This is a genomic window from Thalassospira sp. A40-3 (genome assembly GCF_015871485.1).
In the GTDB taxonomy this organism is placed as follows: Bacteria; Pseudomonadota; Alphaproteobacteria; order Rhodospirillales; family Thalassospiraceae; genus Thalassospira; species Thalassospira tepidiphila.
The window spans coordinates 2,796,214-2,812,115 of the sequence record NZ_CP065428.1; the positions used below are offsets into that span (position 1 = coordinate 2,796,214).

Here is a 15,902-nt window from a genome sequence, read left to right on the forward strand (position 1 = left end):
TATTTCGCACGTGCAGCACACTTAATTGATGTTCATCAGATGGTGAAAATGCCCTGATTGAAAAACAGTCAGTTCGCGGGCCTAAATTCGTACGCGGCGAAACACACCAGACGCCGTCATCACGCCAAGGATCACCAGAACCACTGCCAGAACCAGTGCCAGGTTGCCGGGTTCCCCCAACAGGATCACACCGCCAAGTGCTGTCAGGGCCGGGGTCATTGCGCCAAAGGCCGATGCCCCGGTCGATCCGATATGGCGCACGGCAAGGCCATAGGTAATCACGGCAACACACCCGGCCAGGAGCCCCTGGGCAGTCAGCAACATCATGATATCCCCCATCGGGGCATCGCCAATGGTGGTGCCGGTAAACAGCGCGATAATCGCCATCACGACAAACGACCAGAACCCGACAAAGGACGCGGCTTCAAGCGCGCCCAGGCCGCTTTGACGCATGGCATGGGTGTAGCACGCCCACATAAACGCCCCGGCCGACACAAGGCCATAGCCCATCAGCATGTCATCACTGATCACACCGGCCGGTTTGAGCGCCACCAGGGAGGCCACACCAATCACCACGGCGGCATAGCCAACAATGCGGACCTTGCCCGGACGTTCACCAAACAAAAGCATGGCAATCAGAACCGCCCAGACCGCCATGACACCGGGCAAAAGAATGCCAACATGGCTTGCCGGGACAAACTCAAGGGCGCTAGCAACCATCAGGGTATAAAACGCGCCGGAACCAACGATCATCAAAAGCCCGTTGGTCATGGAAAGGCCCTTGGGCCAGATGCCTTTTCTTATCCAGATCGGGGCAAGCAGGACAAAAGGCACAACAAAGCGCATCAGGCCAATATCAACAGCGGTAAAGCTTGACGTCATGGCATAGCGGGTGGCAATCAGCCAACCGGCCCAGATGCAAACCGTCGCAAGTGCGGCGGTCACACCAACCAGTCGGCTTTCCGTCGCACCGGTGGCAGAGAGCGCGGAAGTTTCAGACATAACAGGTTATCCAGTAAGGGGTTGATTTTGCCCAAATCAGAGCATTTCTTGCGCACCGCAGCAACCCCTTTGACCTGAGGTCAGCTATGCAAGATAAAAAACGGCGCAAGGTTTCCCCCGCGCCGTTTGCATATTCAGAGAACTGATTTCTGATCAGATGCCGAATTCGGCGAAGAAGTCGTTGCCCTTGTCATCAATGACGATGAAGGCCGGGAAGTCTTCGACTTCGATCTTCCAGACGGCTTCCATGCCAAGTTCCGGATATTCGTGAACATCGACCTTCTTGATGCAATCCTGCGCCAGACGGGCAGCCGGACCACCGATAGAGCCAAGATAGAACCCGCCATACTTGGCACAGGCATCCTTGACCGCTTTTGACCGGTTACCCTTGGCCAGCATCACGAAAGAACCGCCTGCGGCCTGGAACTGTTCGACATAGGCATCCATACGCCCGGCCGTGGTCGGACCGAATGAACCCGAAGGCATGCCTTCTGGCGTTTTGGCCGGACCCGCATAATAAACCGGATGATTTTTAAGGTATTCCGGCATCTCTTCGCCGGCATCAAGGCGTTCCTTGATTTTGGCATGCGCGATGTCACGGGCCACAATCACGGTCCCGGTCAGCGACAGACGGGTTTTGACCGGATATTGCGACAGCTGCTTGCGGATTTCATCCATCGGACGGTTCAGGTCAACCTTGACCACTTCGTCATCAAGATGCTCGTCGGTGACCTGCGGCAGGTACTTCGCCGGATCATGTTCGAGATCCTCGATAAAGATACCGTCCTTGGTGATTTTACCCAGGATCTGACGGTCGGCAGAGCACGACACGCCCAGACCAACCGGGCAGCTTGCACCATGACGCGGCAGACGGATCACACGCACATCGTGGCAGAAATACTTGCCACCGAACTGCGCGCCGATACCCATTTCGCGGGTCATCTCAAGGATCTTCTGTTCCCATTCCAGATCGCGATAGGCCTGACCATGATCGCCACCTTCGGTCGGAAGGTTATCGTAATAACGGGCTGACGCCATTTTCACGGTCTTAAGGCACGCCTCGGCAGAGGTACCGCCAATGACGACCGCCAGATGGTAAGGCGGGCAGGCAGAGGTCCCCAGCGTACGGATTTTTTCATCGAGAAACTTGCGCAGGCTTTCCGGGTTCAGAAGCGCCTTGGTCTGCTGGAACAGGAAGGTCTTGTTGGCAGACCCGCCGCCCTTGGCCATGAACATGAATTTGTATTCATCGCCCTTGGTCGCATAGAGATCAATCTGCGCCGGAAGGTTCGAGCCGGTATTCTTTTCCTCGAACATGTTTTTCGGCGATACCTGCGAAAAGCGCAGATTGTGTTTCTGATAGGCCTGCCAGATGCCCTTGGACAGGGCTTCTTCATCGGAACCATCGGTGATGACCTTGCCACCGCGCTTGCCCATGACAATGGCCGTACCGGTATCCTGACACATCGGCAAAACGCCGCCCGATGCGATGGAGGCGTTTTTTAAAAGATCCATCGCCACGAACTTGTCATTGGCGGTGGCTTCTTCGTCATCAAGGATTTTGCGCAACTGTTCGAGGTGCCCCGGACGCAAAAGGTGCGAGCAATCAAAGAAAGCCTGAAGGGTCAGTTTCTCGATCGCCTCGGGTTCGACTTTCAAATAGGTCTCGCCATTGACGTCAACGGTCGAAACACCCTCGTCCCCGATCTTGCGGTAAGGGGTGGTGTCCTTCCCCTGCTCAAACATGGGTTTATAGACAAAATCACTCATCGGAAGGTTCTCGTCTCTCTCAAAAACAAGGTGGGTTTGTTCTATGTGTGGCTGGTTTTAGCGCCAAATGGATCAAATTGCCACGATACATTAGCGTAATACGCCCTGCCCCGGACGCGGGAAACATCAACGGGGATCAGGCAAAGAAAAAGGGCGGATCAAGCCCGCCCTGTAAATCTTCTATTTCTTGCGGAACGCATCAAGTGCGATGACCTCGCCGGTTTCATTGGCATCCGGCTTGGGTTTTTTGCGCGATTTGGATGGCTCGGTCACGAGCGTCGGCGCACCGTCTTCGCCTTCAATCAGATCGGCATCAAGATCATCATCTTCGTCATAGTCGAAATCTGCGTCATCCATTTCTTCTTCGACACTGAATGTCAGCATGAAGTTGGCGGACGGATCGACAAAGGCCAGCATCGCGTCATAGGGCACGACAACCGTGGTCGGCATGCCATCAAAGCTCATTCCGACCGAGAAGTGATCATCTTCGGATTTCAGATCCCAGAACCGGTGTTGCAAGACAACCGTGATGTTGTCTGGATGCGCCTTGCGCTGGCTTTCAGGCAGGGCCACACCGGGATGGTTGGTCTGGAACGTGATGTAATAGTGATGCTCTCCGAAAAGGCCCTCTTCGGCCACACGCGCGAGGATATCTTTCACCACACCGCGCAGCGCCTGGTCGACCATAAGATCGTAGCGGAATTCTTCCGGTTCTTGCATCAGTAATCCTGTATCTGGCGGAACCACCGGCAATGTCCAGCGCGTCCCGTCATTGTCATATAGCATCTCTGCACGCCAATTACATCTTGGCGTGTTTGATAATCACTCTATTCATAACGAAGCGGGAAAGAAATACAAGAGTGGGGCGTTCTGTTGCTAGGTGCCCCGTCCCCCACCAAATTACCGCTCCCGGCAATCGGAATTTCGCTTTGGTGCTAGTACCGCTTAGGCGGCAACAGCAACCGGAGCATTGTTGTCGTTTGCATTTACAAACATTGGCCCGATGCGGTGGTACCATGCCGAGCGCCCACATTGACTTTTACTGCTCACGTCGATCCTATTTCGGCCCCACGAAGATTGTCTGAGTCGGACAACCGATAAATTTGGTGGAGCCGCCGGGTACCGCCCCCGGGTCCGTAAAGCCTATTCTGTCACGCAGTTTAGCGCCGTAGTCGGGTTGCCCCGACAGCCCCTATATAGGGCAAATGCCCCCCTTTTCACAAGGGGAATCGGGAAATCTTTTTTTGATTTTTGCGGGAACATTTCGGGCTCCGGCAAAGTCCGATTGCCCGTTTTACGCGATATCACACTCGGCGGAAGGTATCGGGATAATCAATCACAAGCCCCGCATCATCGATCTCAAGCTCTGCTGAGAAATTGCGAAAAAGCCCCTCATAGCGGTAGCGACGATCCGGGATCAGACAGGTGTAACGTTATGGCGCACTACGTGGCAGGAAATCGCCCTCTATCTGGCTTGGAAGCGGCACATAGGCCGCCGAGATTTCCCGCGCTTCGCCCTCGGCCAGTTTTAATCGTTTGATCGGAAGCATGTTTGTCGCGGGCGTTATGCCGATATCGACATCAAAGCACCCCGCCAAAGACGGCAACTCCCGCTTTGCAATGCAGTCAAACCAGTTTCCCTTGCCGTCCGAGGTCACATGCATCTGCGCCCCGCCGACATAACTTACCTTGACCTCGCGTGTCGCGAAAGCAGCATCCGTCACCACAAGGTAAGACCCGCCATAATTACCATGCCGCGTCCCGACCACGACTCCTTCAAGCTCTATCCCGTCCGGATCAGAACGACAGACACAGTGCTCAAGCCCCTTTCCATCCCAATCAACCCACTGAACAGTTTCTTGCAAGATCAACACTCCCATACGCCAAACGCGCCCAAAATTCAGATAGTTGAGTATATCCACTGTTCCCAAGTTTACCTGACCACTCCTGACACCTCCTGTCAGCAGAAACAGTTCAAATAACGGTCCGGCAAAGATCGGATGGCGTCGCTTGCCCGTGACCATCGACCTGACTATGCTGCGACAAAAGTGATTCTTAAAATGCAGGACTGAGCATGCAGCAATATCTTGATCTGATGCGTCTGGTGCGTGACACCGGCACGCGCAAGGAAGACCGGACGGGTACTGGCACGGTTTCGATCTTTGGTCACCAGATGCGCTTTGACCTTTCCAAGGGTTTCCCGCTGGTGACGACCAAAAAGCTGCATCTGAAATCGATCATTCATGAATTGCTGTGGTTCCTTGATGGCGACACCAACGTCAAATATCTGCAGGATAATGGTGTGCGCATCTGGAACGAATGGGCCGATGAGAATGGCGACCTTGGCCCGGTTTATGGTGGCCAGTGGCGTTTGTGGCAAGGCGCGAACGGTGAAACCATCGACCAGATCACCGGCCTGATTGACCAGATCAAAAATAATCCCGATTCCCGCCGCCTGATCGTCTCGGCCTGGAACGTTGCGGACGTGCCCAACATGGCCTTGCCGCCATGTCACTGCCTGTTCCAGTTCTATGTCGCCGATGGCAAATTGTCCTGTCAGCTCTATCAGCGCAGTGCGGATATTTTCCTGGGTGTGCCATTCAACATCGCATCCTATGCGCTGCTGACCATGATGATTGCGCAGGTCTGTGACCTGGACGTCGGTGATTTTGTCCATACCCTTGGCGATGCACATCTTTACACCAACCATCTTGATCAGGTCGAAGAACAGCTGTCGCGCGATACCCGACCGCTTCCGACTATGAAGATCAATCCCGCCGTCAAATCGATCTTTGATTTCAAGTATGATGATTTCGAACTGACCGGCTATGACCCCCATCCCCATATTGCCGGAAAGGTTGCTGTTTGATGGGCGGTCAAAAGATTAAACGGGTTGCCGTGGTTGCGGCGGCCGCCAATGGCGCGATTGGCAAGGATGGCTGGATGCCGTGGGAACTGCCCGAAGACCTCAAACGGTTCAAGGCACTCACCCTTGGCAAACCGATGATCATCGGGCGCGTAACGTTCGAGGCGATCGGCCGTCCCCTTCCCAAACGCACATCGATTGTTGTCACACGCGACACTGACTGGTCCTTTGACCACGAAAATGTGAGGGTTTGTCACAATATCGAAGAAGCCATTGAATTGGCAGACGAAATCGCCGTGCGCGATGGAGTCAATGAAGTGATCATTGGCGGCGGTGCGCAGATCTATCACCTCGCCCTGCCCTTTACGACACGCTATGAGCTGACCGAAGTCCATGCCGAGATCGAAGGCGACACCTTCCTTGATCCGCTGCCCGCTGATCAATGGCGCGAAACCAAGCGCCAGAAAATCGATAATCCTAACGGCCCGGATTACAGCTTTGTAACCCTGGATCGGATCGCGTCGTAAACCCAAGATTACGGGCAAATCACAAGCTGTTATTGATTTTGCGGCGCAGTCGGCCCATCTTCAAAGCAATTACAGAACATTCGTTCCAAAGTACGGATCTGATCGAAGGAACTGCCAATGCCACGGCCACGTGCGTTTGATGAAGAAAGCGTTCTTGATAACGCCATGAACATCTTCTGGAGCAAGGGGTTTGAAGCGACCTCTATTCAGGATCTGGTCAATGAAACCGGCCTGAACCGGGCGAGCATGTATGCAAGCTTTGGCGACAAGAAGGCACTGTTCCTGCGCGTCCTTGATCATTACAGCCAGAAAATCAGCACTGAACGCTTTGCCGATCTGCGCAACATCGAAGATGGTCGCGCTGCGATTGAAAAGACATTCCGTGACGCGGCCAAAACCGGCACCGCAGAGGGACGACACAAAGGCTGCCTGATGGTGAATTCGGGCATGGAGCTTGCCCCGCACGATCCGGAAACCGCCGCCATCGCCCATCAGGCATTCCGCCGGGCCGAGGATACCTTTGCCGCCGCACTGAACCGCGCAATTGGTCAGGGCAAAATTGCCAAAGGCAAGAATGTCCGGGCCCTTGCACGCTTTTTGGCTGGCTCTTTCCAGGGCGTACAGCTGATGTCGCGCCGTGGTGCGGATCAGGAAACCTTGAACGACTATTGCGAAACCATTCTGGCCGCACTCGACTAAACCTGCGCGATTTTTCGTAACCGTTTCTGGTTGCGCATTGTCCTGCACTCCTTGATAGTCACGCGCTTGTTTCAATGTCCGCACATCGGGTGCAAAAGCCGGATATATCATGATACGCAGCGACACTTTCTGGGACTCTGCCGCCGATAAATACGCCCGCAAACCGATCGGCAACGAGGCCGCCTACGCGCAAACCCTTGATCGCACGCGCGCCTATCTTTCCCCGGATCAGAACGTGCTTGAAATCGGGTGTGGGACCGGCACCACGGCCCTGAAACTTGCCCATGGTGTCGGGCACCTGACCGCCACCGATATATCCGCACGCATGATCGAAATTGCCCAAGGCAAGGCCAAAGATCAGGCGACCAACAATGTCACCTTTGCCCAAAAGACGATTGATGACATCGCCCAAGGGTCAGAGCGCTTTGACGTGGTGCTTGGCTTTAACATCCTGCATCTGCTTGATCAGCCCGAAGACGCCATTACCGCGCTACATAAGGTCATCAAGCCGGGTGGCATGTTTATTACCAAAACACCCTGCCTTGGTGAAAAGCTTTGGTATCTCAAGCCCCTGATCTGGGTCATGCAAAAACTTGGCAAGGCGCCGCGCGTTCATTTTCTGAATTATGCCCGCCTTGAGGGCATGATCCACACTGCCGGGTTTGAGGTGATCGAAACCGGCTCATATCCAGCCAGCACCGGATCACGTTTCATCGTCGCCAAGCGGGTATAACAGCACTTCCCGAGACAACATCCGCCATCACGGTTCAGTGATGACGGTTCTTTGTTGTTGATTTATAGAATGATCGTTCCATAATCATCTTCAAGTAAACCTGACCCAAGTCATGAGGAACGAAATGTCTGCAATTACCCCGCTGATGCCGCGCCAGAAGGTGCCATCCCTGTCCGTCCCGCTTGTCGGTGGCGGCACATGGTCGCTTGCCGACCAAAGCCCGGAAAACTTCACCATGGTCGTTTTCTATCGCGGCCTGCATTGCCCGATCTGTGGCAAATACCTCAAGGACCTCGATACCAAGCTTGCAGACTTTGCCAAGCGCGGCGTGAACGTAGTTGTCGTTTCGTCCGATGGCGAAGATCGCGCGACCGAAGCCAAGGCGAAGTGGGAGCTTGAGAACGTTGATCTTGGCTATGGCCTTGATCTTGATAACGCGCGCGAATGGGGTCTTTATATCTCGACCTCCAACGGTGTGACCTCAAGCGGTTATGAAGAACCTGCTGTTTTCTCGGAACCTGGTCTGTTTTTGGTGCGTCCGGATGGCACGCTTTATTTCGGGACTGTTCAGACCATGCCGTTTGCCCGTCCGGCGTTTGATCAGATCCTTGGCGCGCTTGATTTCGTCATTGCCAAAAACTATCCGGCACGCGGCGAAGTGATTGATCATACCAATCCCTAAGCACACCTTTTAAAGCCGATAAAATACCAAAGGGCCGGCTCCAAAGCGCAGGAACCGGCCCTTTTATTCTTCATACAATTGGATCGGTACGATCAACCCGCCATCGCAGCGGCAAAATGCGGTGCATCCAGTTCCTGTGCGCGCTGATAGGCCGGGCGGGCATCAATCCGGGCGATGTAGGCCTCGAATTCCGGATATTTCGGAAGAATGCCAAACATGCAGCCAAACCGAATGGTCGAACCAAACACCACATCAACAGTGGTGAAGTTCTTCCCCATCAGCCACGGGTCGGCCTTGCCAACAAAATCGACCAGAATGGGCACCAGCGTTTCCCAGTCGCGATAGGAATTCTGGCTGCTGTCTTCTGCCGTGTACTGGCGCACGCGGTCGATCATGGCCGGTTCGATGGTAGACGGTGAAAAGAACAACCAGCGCAGATATTCACCACGTTTCGGATCATCCAATGCCGGGGCCAGGCCGGCCTCTGGATGCAGATCGGCCAGATAGCAGCAAATGGCGGCAGCCTCGGTTACGACCGTGTCGCCATGCACAATGGATGGCACCTTGCCGAGCGGATTGAGGGCCAGGAGTTCCGGCGTTTGCCCCTCCCCACCCCGGATGTCGATGAGTTTGACATCAAACGGAATGCCCAGTTCCTGCAACATCCAATGTACGGTACCGCTGCGTGATGGTACCGCGTGATAAAAGGTCAAGTTCCGCTGTGATGGCATTCTTAAGGCTCCTGCGTTTGCGCGTGTGATTATGTTTGAAATCCGGCGGCAATTTCCCCTTGTTTCCCAACAATGTAAACCACACGACAGACAGGTTCCTGACAGCTGTATGTCAGTAGGATATCCACCCTCGAATTGACCACGACATCACATCAGCAGCATTTTATTATATTTAATATCCCTTAATAAAATCATCCCTGAGTTGTATAGTAGCACCCAAGACGATCCAAAGAAGATCGCCCGGCATCACATCACACAGGGGACTTCACATGGCCAAACGCAGACTGATTGTATTTTTCGACGGCACCTGGCAGGAACCCGCCAACACACCCGAACCGACCAACGTCGTTAAACTTCTGCGCGCGGTGCCGAGCAGCGACAAGGATGTTTCGCAGATCGTGTTCTATGATCGCGGGGTCGGGACGGGCGATGTGATCGATAAAATTCGCGGTGGTGCGTTTGGCAACGGGTTGCTTGAAAACGTCGTTGATGGCTATCGCTTTCTTGGCAACAACTATCAACCCGGTGACGAGATCTTTATCTTTGGATTTTCGCGTGGCGCCTTTACCGCGCGCAGTCTGGCGGGATTGATCGGGCTCTGTGGTCTTTTAAAGCCACCCTATCTTGGCCATCCGCTTCAGACCGATATCGCGAAAATTGTCAGCTCCGATCTATCGCCAGAGGCAAAACGTACCAAGATCTCGACCCTCGATATCGAAACCCAACTGGATGTGCCAATTGAATGCGTTGGCGTTTGGGATACGGTCGGGTCGCTTGGCATTCCGGGTGACCTTGGACGCCGCCTGATCCCCGCCAAGTATCATTTTTACGATGTGCAGCTTGGCGGGCACGTTCGGGTTGCCCTGCATGCAATGGCGATTGACGAGAAACGCAGTGCCTTTTCACCAACGCTGTGGGTCAAGGAAAAGGGCACCAAATTGCCGGACAAACAAATTGTCGAACAAGTCTGGTTCCCCGGCGTGCACAGCAATGTTGGCGGATCTTACCATGATTGCAGGTTGTCTGACATCACGCTCGACTGGATGATCAAGCGGGTCAAGAAACACACCAAGCTCAAGCTTGATGAGTCGCACCTTAAGACCAAACTGGCCCCGTCAGTCGACGGGCGCGGGTATGAAAGCCGCACCATGCTTTATTCGAGCTCCCGCCTTTACCCCTATCAGCGCCTGATCGAACAGATTGCACCGGAAACCAGAAACTTCTGGGACAAACTGCGCATCAAATGCCCGAACTTTGACCGTCGGAACATCATCCCGGATGGGCTTGAGACGATCAATGAAGCCATCCATGTCAGCGCACTGGTACGTTGGAATATCTCTACCGGAGTCTTGCATGACAATTCGCATGAAGGGTCACTCGAACGCGTGCTGTATCGCCCGTCTAACCTGAATGCGGTACTTAAGGCCCATTATGCCGGTAAACGCACGCCCAACATCATCAACTGGACCGGTGCGACCATGCGCAAGGACATTCCGTGGCCCGATCAATCGACCCTGGAATAATTGGCAGATCAATCGTCGCTATCTGATCTCCTGCGCGGGCGCAGTACAATCCACGCCGCGACAAGTGTCAGCAATGCCAAGCCAAACCATGTCAGCGCATAGGTCAGGTGGTTGTTGGGGAAGCTAATTTTGGTCAGGCCACCCAGTGGCAACTTGGCCGGGTTTTCTGCCCCATCACCGTCAATGAAATACGGCGCGACATTGGTGGCATCCAGTCCCCGCTTGGTCGCCATCGCCTTTACATCGCGTGAGTACCAGCGTTCTTCGGACGGCACGTTATCACGTATGAAAGTTCCGACCGGTTCGTTGATGCGAAGCAGGCCGGTGACAGTAACCTCACCCTCGACCATGCCCTCAGCCCGCGTATCGGGATCACGCTTTTCGGTTGGCACGAAACCGCGGTTGATCATGATAATCGTGCCGTCATCCCGCATCAGCGGTGTCAGAACCCAGTAACCTGCCCCGTAATCGGTTGCAGTATAGACCTGCGTTTCAAGATCGTTGCGATAGGTGCCTGTCACACTGACCTTGCGATATTCATCGCGTGCGCGGGTTACATTTTCCCAGTCATCACGCGTGGGTGCGGCAACCGCATCGCCATGCACACGCGCATCGACCCGTTCGATCAGATCAAGCTTCCAGGCCCGACGTTCCACCTGCCAATATCCAAGGGCACAAAACCCGGAAAACAGGATAGCGGCCAGCATCAGGACAACAATTCGGGTTGTCATCGAGGGGCCCTTTTTCGGGTTATCGGTCGCTTGGGCAGAAACGTGGTCGTCGGACATGCCGGGTTCTTTCAAAAGGCAATCTGGTGAAACAAAAAGGGCGCGATCCCCCAAAGGTATCGCGCCCCCTTCAAATATCAAGCAGTCCCTAGCCGAAGCTCGGGATCATGTCGTGATCCATCTGCGGCATCATGTTGGTGTTGAGGTGATACATAACCCACAGTGAACCGGCGATGGCGATTGCCACGATCACAAGGGTAAAGATCAGCGCCAGGAAGTTCCAGCCACCTTCGGATTTGGTGTTCATGTGCAGGAAATAGACCATATGCACAATGATCTGGATAACACCAAGCCCCATCACCCAAAGGGCAGTTGCGACCTTGCTGTCCAGAACACCGTCCATGACAAGCCAGAACGGGATCGCGGTCAGAATGACCGACAGGACAAACCCGATCACATAGCTTTTATAGGTGCCATGTGAGGCCCCACCATCATTATGGTCATCATGTGCGTGTGAATGTGCGCTCATCCCAGAACTCCCAGCAGATAAACAACGGAGAAGACACCGATCCAGACGACGTCAAGGAAGTGCCAGAACATCGACAGGCACATCAGACGACGCTTGTTCTCGACGATCAGGCCGCGCTGGGCCACCTGAACCATCAGGGTCACAAGCCAGATGATGCCAAACGTCACGTGCAGACCGTGGGTCGCCACCAGCGTGTAGAACGCCGACAGAAAACCACTGCGCATCGGGGTCGCACCCAGGCTCCAGAGGTGATGGAATTCATAAATTTCCAGCCCCACGAAGGCGATACCAAACAGACCGGTAATCGCCAGCCACAGTTGCGTGCCTGCGACATTGCCCTTTTCCATCGCCAGCATGGCAAAGCCATAGGTGATGGACGAGAACAGCAGCATGGACGTGTTGATCGCGACCAGTTCAAGGTCGAACAGATCCGCCGGTGCAGGACCAGCAGCATAGTTCTGACCAAGAACAGCATAGGTTGCAAACAGGATCGCAAAGATGAGGCAATCGCTCATCAGGTAGATCCAGAAGCCGAGCATCGTCCCCGTTTCCGGGTGATGCTCTTCTTTCAGGTAGAAGACCGGCGCTTCGGTCTGAGAGGCAGTTGTATTCGCCATTGTCATTCCTTTACGCCTGCTGTTTTGCCAGAAGGGCGGTACGTTCTTCTTCGGTCTTCACAACTTCGGACGCCGGGATGTGATAATCGCGGTCATAGTTGAAGGTGTGGGCAACGGAACCGGCAATCAGAACGATGAAGCTTGCCGCAACAAGCCACCAGATGTGCCAGACCAGAGCAAAACCAAGAACGAGCGAGATCGCAGCCAGGATAAAGCCAGCGCCGGTATTTTTCGGCATGTGGATATCCAGGAAGCCCGACGTCGGACGGACGTAACCACGTTTCTTCATATCTGCCCAGGCGTCCAGATCATGGACAACCGGGGTGAAGGCGAAGTTGTAGGCCGGGGGCGGCGAGGACGTCGACCATTCCAGCGTACGACCACCCCACGGGTCACCGGTTTCATCACGCAGCTTGTCGCGTTTGATCACCGCAACAACGATCGACATGATGAACGAACCGATACCACCGGCAATCAGAAGCGCACCAAAGGCCGCAATGATGAACCAGATCTGCAGCGACGGATCGTCAAACTGGCTCATACGGCGGGTGACGCCCATCAGGCCGAGAACATAAAGCGGCATGAAGGCAAAGTAGAAACCAATGGTCCACAGCCAGAAGGACATCTTGCCCCAGAACTCGTCGAGCTTGAAGCCGAAGGCTTTCGGGAACCAGTAAACGATACCGGCAAACATCCCGAAGACCACACCACCGATAATCACGTTATGGAAGTGGGCAATCAGGAACAGGCTGTTATGGAGCACGAAGTCCGCAGGCGGAACAGCAAGCATAACACCGGTCATGCCACCGATCACAAACGTCAGCATGAAACCAATGGTCCACAGCATCGGGACATCAAAGCTGATGCGGCCCTTATACATGGTGAACAGCCAGTTGAAGACCTTGGCCCCCGTCGGGATCGAAATGATCATGGTGGTGATGCCAAAGAAGGCGTTCACACTTGCACCCGACCCCATGGTGAAGAAGTGGTGCAGCCAGACGATGTAGGACAGGATGGTAATAACCACGGTGGCATAAACCATCGAGCTATAACCAAACAGACGCTTGCGGCAGAAGGTCGACACAACTTCGGAAAACACACCAAACGCCGGCAGGATCAGGATGTACACTTCCGGGTGACCCCAGATCCAGATCAGGTTGATGTACATCATGGCGTTACCGCCAAGATCGTTGGTGAAGAAGTTGGTGTCTGCGTAACGGTCAAGACCGAGCAGAACCAGAACCGCGGTCAGAACCGGGAAGGCTGCAACAATTAGGATGTTGGTGCAAAGCGCTGTCCAGGTAAAGACCGGCATCTTCATCATCGACATGCCCGGTGCGCGCATCTTTACGATGGTCACAATCAGGTTCACACCCGAAAGAAGCGTACCGACACCGGCAATCTGCAAGGCCCAGATATAGTAATCAACCCCGACCCCCGGACTGTAGACAATGTCAGACAGCGGCGGATAGGCCAGCCAACCGGTCATTGCGAATTCGCCGACGAACAGCGACGCCATGATCAGCGCGGCACCACAGGTGGTCATCCAGAAGCTGAAATTGTTGAGGAACGGGAAGGCAACGTCGCGCGCACCGATCTGCAGCGGCACAACGAAGTTCATCAGACCGGTCACCAGTGGCATCGCAACGAAGAAGATCATGATCACGCCATGGGCGGTAAAGATCTGGTCGTAGTGGTGCGGCGGAAGGAAACCTTCGGCACCGTTGAATGCGATGGCTTGCTGGGCACGCATCATGAGGGCATCGGCAAAGCCACGCAGAAGCATGATAATTGCCAGAATGATGTACATGATGCCGATCTTTTTATGGTCGATCGACGTGATCCACTCGCGCCAGAGGTATCCCCACAGACGGAAGTAGGTCAGACCACCGACAACGGCGATGCCACCCACAACCACACCCAGAAACGTCACAAGAATGATCGGATCATGGAGAAACGGGAAGGAGTCGAGGGACAGCCGGCCAAATATAAAATGTAAAAGGTCCGGATTGGAGAACATCGGATTACTCTTCTTTCAAATGCAGAATGGCACCGCAACCGATGCCGAAACTGCGAAGGGCCGGTTGGCATTCACCAACCGGCACTGCTTTTAGAACCCTGTCGAAACACCTGCGGGTGCAACACTCATCGCGCGCGAGACCGGCCCGTTGTCAAACAACGGAAGGTTCGCGATTTCGCCAGACAAGCCACCCTCCGGGGTGTTGCACAGCGTCGCAACGAACGACTTGCTATCAGGCAACGGCTGGCTGCCGCGCATCTGCGGAACGTCATAGGTCAGTGACATGACGTTGTAGACACCGGCAAGACCGCCACCGCCATTTTCGTCAATGTGCATCATCTCGTTCATGCACATTTTCGACTGGTCAACGCACATGTTGAGAATGGCCTGATAGAGTTCCGGGTCCACAGAGCTGTAATAGCGGACCGGTTCCTTGACACTCGGCTTTTCAAGTTCGAGATATTGCGAACGGCCCAGGAAGTTCTCGTCGGACTTCACATCATTGACCCAGGCATCAAAGCCGTCCTGGCTCAGACCATGGAACTTGAAGCGCATGTGAGAGAAGCCCTCACCGCTATAGTTCCCGGAGAACCCGTCATACACGCCTTCTTCGTTGATCACGGCATGGAGCTTGGTTTCCATACCCGCCATCGAATAGATCTGCCCTGCAAGGGCCGGAATGAAGAACGAGTTCATGATGCCCGAAGATGTAATCTTGAACTGGATCGGCGTATCAACAGGAGCTGCAAGCTCGTTGACCGTCGCAATGCCCTGTTCCGGGTAGATGAACAGCCATTTCCAATCGAGGGAAACGACTTCAACCACCATCGGCTCATGATCTTTGGGCAATGGACGTTCAGCATCAATACGGTCGAGCGGACGATACGGATCAAGCGTATGGGTCGTGACCCAGGTAATCGCCCCAAGAGCAATAATGATCACCAGCGGCGCGGACCAGATGACAACTTCCAGCTTGGTGGAATGGTGCCATTCGGGATCGTATTCTGCATCCTTGTTACCCTGGCGGTATTTCCAGGCAAAGAATACCGTCAGTGCCATGACCGGAACGATGATCAGCAGCATCAGGATGGTCGAAACGATAATGAGGTCGGCCTGCTGGGACGCAATATCACCCGACGGATCGATCACAACCAGGTTGCAACCGGCCAGAAGCGAGAACATCGAGGTCAAGGCGACGCCACGTACAAGTTTTGAAAGCATGCGCTTCATACTTCCTCAGTCTCTGGAAGATGTTCTCACAGACAACCATATGCCTGCGAGCCGCATAGCGACCCACCAAAGATCGCCACGCGTCGTACCCTGCCGCACACGCATATAGGAATTATAATTCCAGACATCCACGGAAAGGGCACAAAGAAAGCAATTTTTTTTCAAAAAAATGCCAAATCGGAAATTCGCAGGAATTGCTATAGCTGCGTTGCAGCAATGTCAAGCTACCCGCGGCGCATAGCAGG

General features: G+C 54.3%; 15 protein-coding genes, 1 other RNA gene and 1 pseudogene. 6 read left to right on the forward strand and 11 right to left on the reverse strand.

The window, feature by feature from the left end; all coding sequences use genetic code 11:
* Positions 1–81: 81 nt before the first annotated feature.
* The 5 genes and pseudogenes from IT893_RS12925 to IT893_RS12950 all read right to left on the reverse strand — a co-directional run bounded on the left by IT893_RS12925 (position 82) and on the right by IT893_RS12950 (position 4,796).
* Positions 82–1,002: a DMT family transporter gene (locus tag IT893_RS12925; RefSeq protein ID WP_197145399.1), complete on the reverse strand. Its 921-nt coding sequence runs from the start codon at positions 1,000–1,002 to the stop codon at positions 82–84.
* A 153-nt stretch (positions 1,003–1,155) separates the two neighbouring features.
* Positions 1,156–2,772: a fumarate hydratase gene (locus tag IT893_RS12930; RefSeq protein ID WP_197145400.1), complete on the reverse strand. Its 1,617-nt coding sequence runs from the start codon at positions 2,770–2,772 to the stop codon at positions 1,156–1,158.
* Between the two features lie 180 nt (positions 2,773–2,952).
* A complete protein-coding gene (locus IT893_RS12935) occupies positions 2,953–3,492 on the reverse strand; it encodes an SspB family protein (protein ID WP_008892065.1) in 540 nt (179 codons plus the stop codon).
* 139 nt (positions 3,493–3,631) lie between these two features.
* Positions 3,632–3,999: a transfer-messenger RNA gene (gene ssrA / locus IT893_RS12940) on the reverse strand.
* A gap of 77 nt (positions 4,000–4,076) precedes the next feature.
* Positions 4,077–4,796, reverse strand: a pseudogene (locus tag IT893_RS12950) (putative glycolipid-binding domain-containing protein).
* Between the two features lie 50 nt (positions 4,797–4,846).
* Here IT893_RS12950 and IT893_RS12955 point away from each other — a divergent pair.
* The 5 genes from IT893_RS12955 to IT893_RS12975 all read left to right on the forward strand — a co-directional run bounded on the left by IT893_RS12955 (position 4,847) and on the right by IT893_RS12975 (position 8,279).
* Positions 4,847–5,641: a thymidylate synthase gene (locus IT893_RS12955; RefSeq protein ID WP_197145402.1), complete on the forward strand. Its 795-nt coding sequence runs from the start codon at positions 4,847–4,849 to the stop codon at positions 5,639–5,641.
* Complete coding sequence (locus tag IT893_RS12960; protein ID WP_197145403.1) at positions 5,641–6,165, forward strand: dihydrofolate reductase; 525 nt, start codon at positions 5,641–5,643, stop codon at positions 6,163–6,165. Before IT893_RS12955 ends, IT893_RS12960 begins: the two co-directional genes overlap by 1 nt.
* 117 nt (positions 6,166–6,282) lie before the next feature.
* Complete coding sequence (locus IT893_RS12965) at positions 6,283–6,864, forward strand: TetR/AcrR family transcriptional regulator (RefSeq protein ID WP_197145404.1); 582 nt, start codon at positions 6,283–6,285, stop codon at positions 6,862–6,864.
* A 109-nt stretch (positions 6,865–6,973) separates the two neighbouring features.
* Positions 6,974–7,597 (forward strand): bifunctional 2-polyprenyl-6-hydroxyphenol methylase/3-demethylubiquinol 3-O-methyltransferase UbiG, encoded by a 624-nt coding sequence (locus IT893_RS12970; protein WP_197145405.1) that lies wholly within the window; start codon positions 6,974–6,976, stop codon positions 7,595–7,597.
* Positions 7,598–7,721: 124 nt separating this feature from the next.
* Entirely contained in the window at positions 7,722–8,279 is a 558-nt protein-coding gene (locus IT893_RS12975; RefSeq protein ID WP_062957986.1) for a peroxiredoxin-like family protein, read from the forward strand.
* A 92-nt stretch (positions 8,280–8,371) separates the two neighbouring features.
* Here IT893_RS12975 and IT893_RS12980 read toward each other — a convergent pair whose 3' ends face one another.
* Positions 8,372–9,010 (reverse strand): glutathione S-transferase family protein, encoded by a 639-nt coding sequence (locus IT893_RS12980; RefSeq protein WP_197145406.1) that lies wholly within the window; start codon positions 9,008–9,010, stop codon positions 8,372–8,374.
* Between the two features lie 269 nt (positions 9,011–9,279).
* Between IT893_RS12980 and IT893_RS12985 the strand changes: the two genes are divergently transcribed.
* On the forward strand, positions 9,280–10,533 hold the full coding sequence (locus IT893_RS12985; protein ID WP_197145407.1) for a DUF2235 domain-containing protein: 1,254 nt from the start codon (positions 9,280–9,282) through the stop codon (positions 10,531–10,533).
* Positions 10,534–10,541: 8 nt separating this feature from the next.
* On the opposite strand, the gene IT893_RS12990 is transcribed toward IT893_RS12985, so the two are convergent.
* The 5 genes from IT893_RS12990 to cyoA form a co-directional block, all read right to left on the reverse strand.
* Positions 10,542–11,321, reverse strand: a complete 780-nt coding sequence (locus tag IT893_RS12990; protein WP_252723950.1) for an SURF1 family protein — start codon at positions 11,319–11,321, stop codon at positions 10,542–10,544.
* 88 nt (positions 11,322–11,409) lie between these two features.
* Positions 11,410–11,790: a cytochrome o ubiquinol oxidase subunit IV gene (locus tag IT893_RS12995; protein ID WP_197145408.1), complete on the reverse strand. Its 381-nt coding sequence runs from the start codon at positions 11,788–11,790 to the stop codon at positions 11,410–11,412.
* Entirely contained in the window at positions 11,787–12,407 is a 621-nt protein-coding gene (gene cyoC, locus IT893_RS13000; RefSeq protein WP_197145409.1) for a cytochrome o ubiquinol oxidase subunit III, read from the reverse strand. The genes IT893_RS12995 and cyoC overlap by 4 nt, the downstream gene beginning before the upstream one ends.
* A 10-nt stretch (positions 12,408–12,417) precedes the next feature.
* Complete coding sequence (gene cyoB / locus IT893_RS13005; RefSeq protein ID WP_197145410.1) at positions 12,418–14,427, reverse strand: cytochrome o ubiquinol oxidase subunit I; 2,010 nt, start codon at positions 14,425–14,427, stop codon at positions 12,418–12,420.
* Between the two features lie 90 nt (positions 14,428–14,517).
* Positions 14,518–15,648: a ubiquinol oxidase subunit II gene (gene cyoA, locus IT893_RS13010; protein ID WP_252723951.1), complete on the reverse strand. Its 1,131-nt coding sequence runs from the start codon at positions 15,646–15,648 to the stop codon at positions 14,518–14,520.
* Positions 15,649–15,902 lie beyond the last annotated feature (254 nt).

Excerpts from the sequence above, each read along its gene's own strand:
- IT893_RS12925 (WP_197145399.1), bottom strand. The coding sequence starts at position 1,002 with ATGTCTGAAACTTCCGCGCTCTCTGCCACCGGTGCGACGGAAAGCCGA.
- IT893_RS12930 (WP_197145400.1), bottom strand. The coding sequence starts at position 2,772 with ATGAGTGATTTTGTCTATAAACCCATGTTTGAGCAGGGGAAGGACACC.
- IT893_RS12935 (WP_008892065.1), bottom strand. The coding sequence starts at position 3,492 with ATGCAAGAACCGGAAGAATTCCGCTACGATCTTATGGTCGACCAGGCG.
- IT893_RS12955 (WP_197145402.1), top strand. The coding sequence starts at position 4,847 with ATGCAGCAATATCTTGATCTGATGCGTCTGGTGCGTGACACCGGCACG.
- IT893_RS12960 (WP_197145403.1), top strand. The coding sequence starts at position 5,641 with ATGGGCGGTCAAAAGATTAAACGGGTTGCCGTGGTTGCGGCGGCCGCC.
- IT893_RS12965 (WP_197145404.1), top strand. The coding sequence starts at position 6,283 with ATGCCACGGCCACGTGCGTTTGATGAAGAAAGCGTTCTTGATAACGCC.
- IT893_RS12970 (WP_197145405.1), top strand. The coding sequence starts at position 6,974 with ATGATACGCAGCGACACTTTCTGGGACTCTGCCGCCGATAAATACGCC.
- IT893_RS12975 (WP_062957986.1), top strand. The coding sequence starts at position 7,722 with ATGTCTGCAATTACCCCGCTGATGCCGCGCCAGAAGGTGCCATCCCTG.
- IT893_RS12980 (WP_197145406.1), bottom strand. The coding sequence starts at position 9,010 with ATGCCATCACAGCGGAACTTGACCTTTTATCACGCGGTACCATCACGC.
- IT893_RS12985 (WP_197145407.1), top strand. The coding sequence starts at position 9,280 with ATGGCCAAACGCAGACTGATTGTATTTTTCGACGGCACCTGGCAGGAA.
- IT893_RS12990 (WP_252723950.1), bottom strand. The coding sequence starts at position 11,321 with ATGTCCGACGACCACGTTTCTGCCCAAGCGACCGATAACCCGAAAAAG.
- IT893_RS12995 (WP_197145408.1), bottom strand. The coding sequence starts at position 11,790 with ATGAGCGCACATTCACACGCACATGATGACCATAATGATGGTGGGGCC.
- cyoC (WP_197145409.1), bottom strand. The coding sequence starts at position 12,407 with ATGGCGAATACAACTGCCTCTCAGACCGAAGCGCCGGTCTTCTACCTG.
- cyoB (WP_197145410.1), bottom strand. The coding sequence starts at position 14,427 with ATGTTCTCCAATCCGGACCTTTTACATTTTATATTTGGCCGGCTGTCC.
- cyoA (WP_252723951.1), bottom strand. The coding sequence starts at position 15,648 with ATGCTTTCAAAACTTGTACGTGGCGTCGCCTTGACCTCGATGTTCTCG.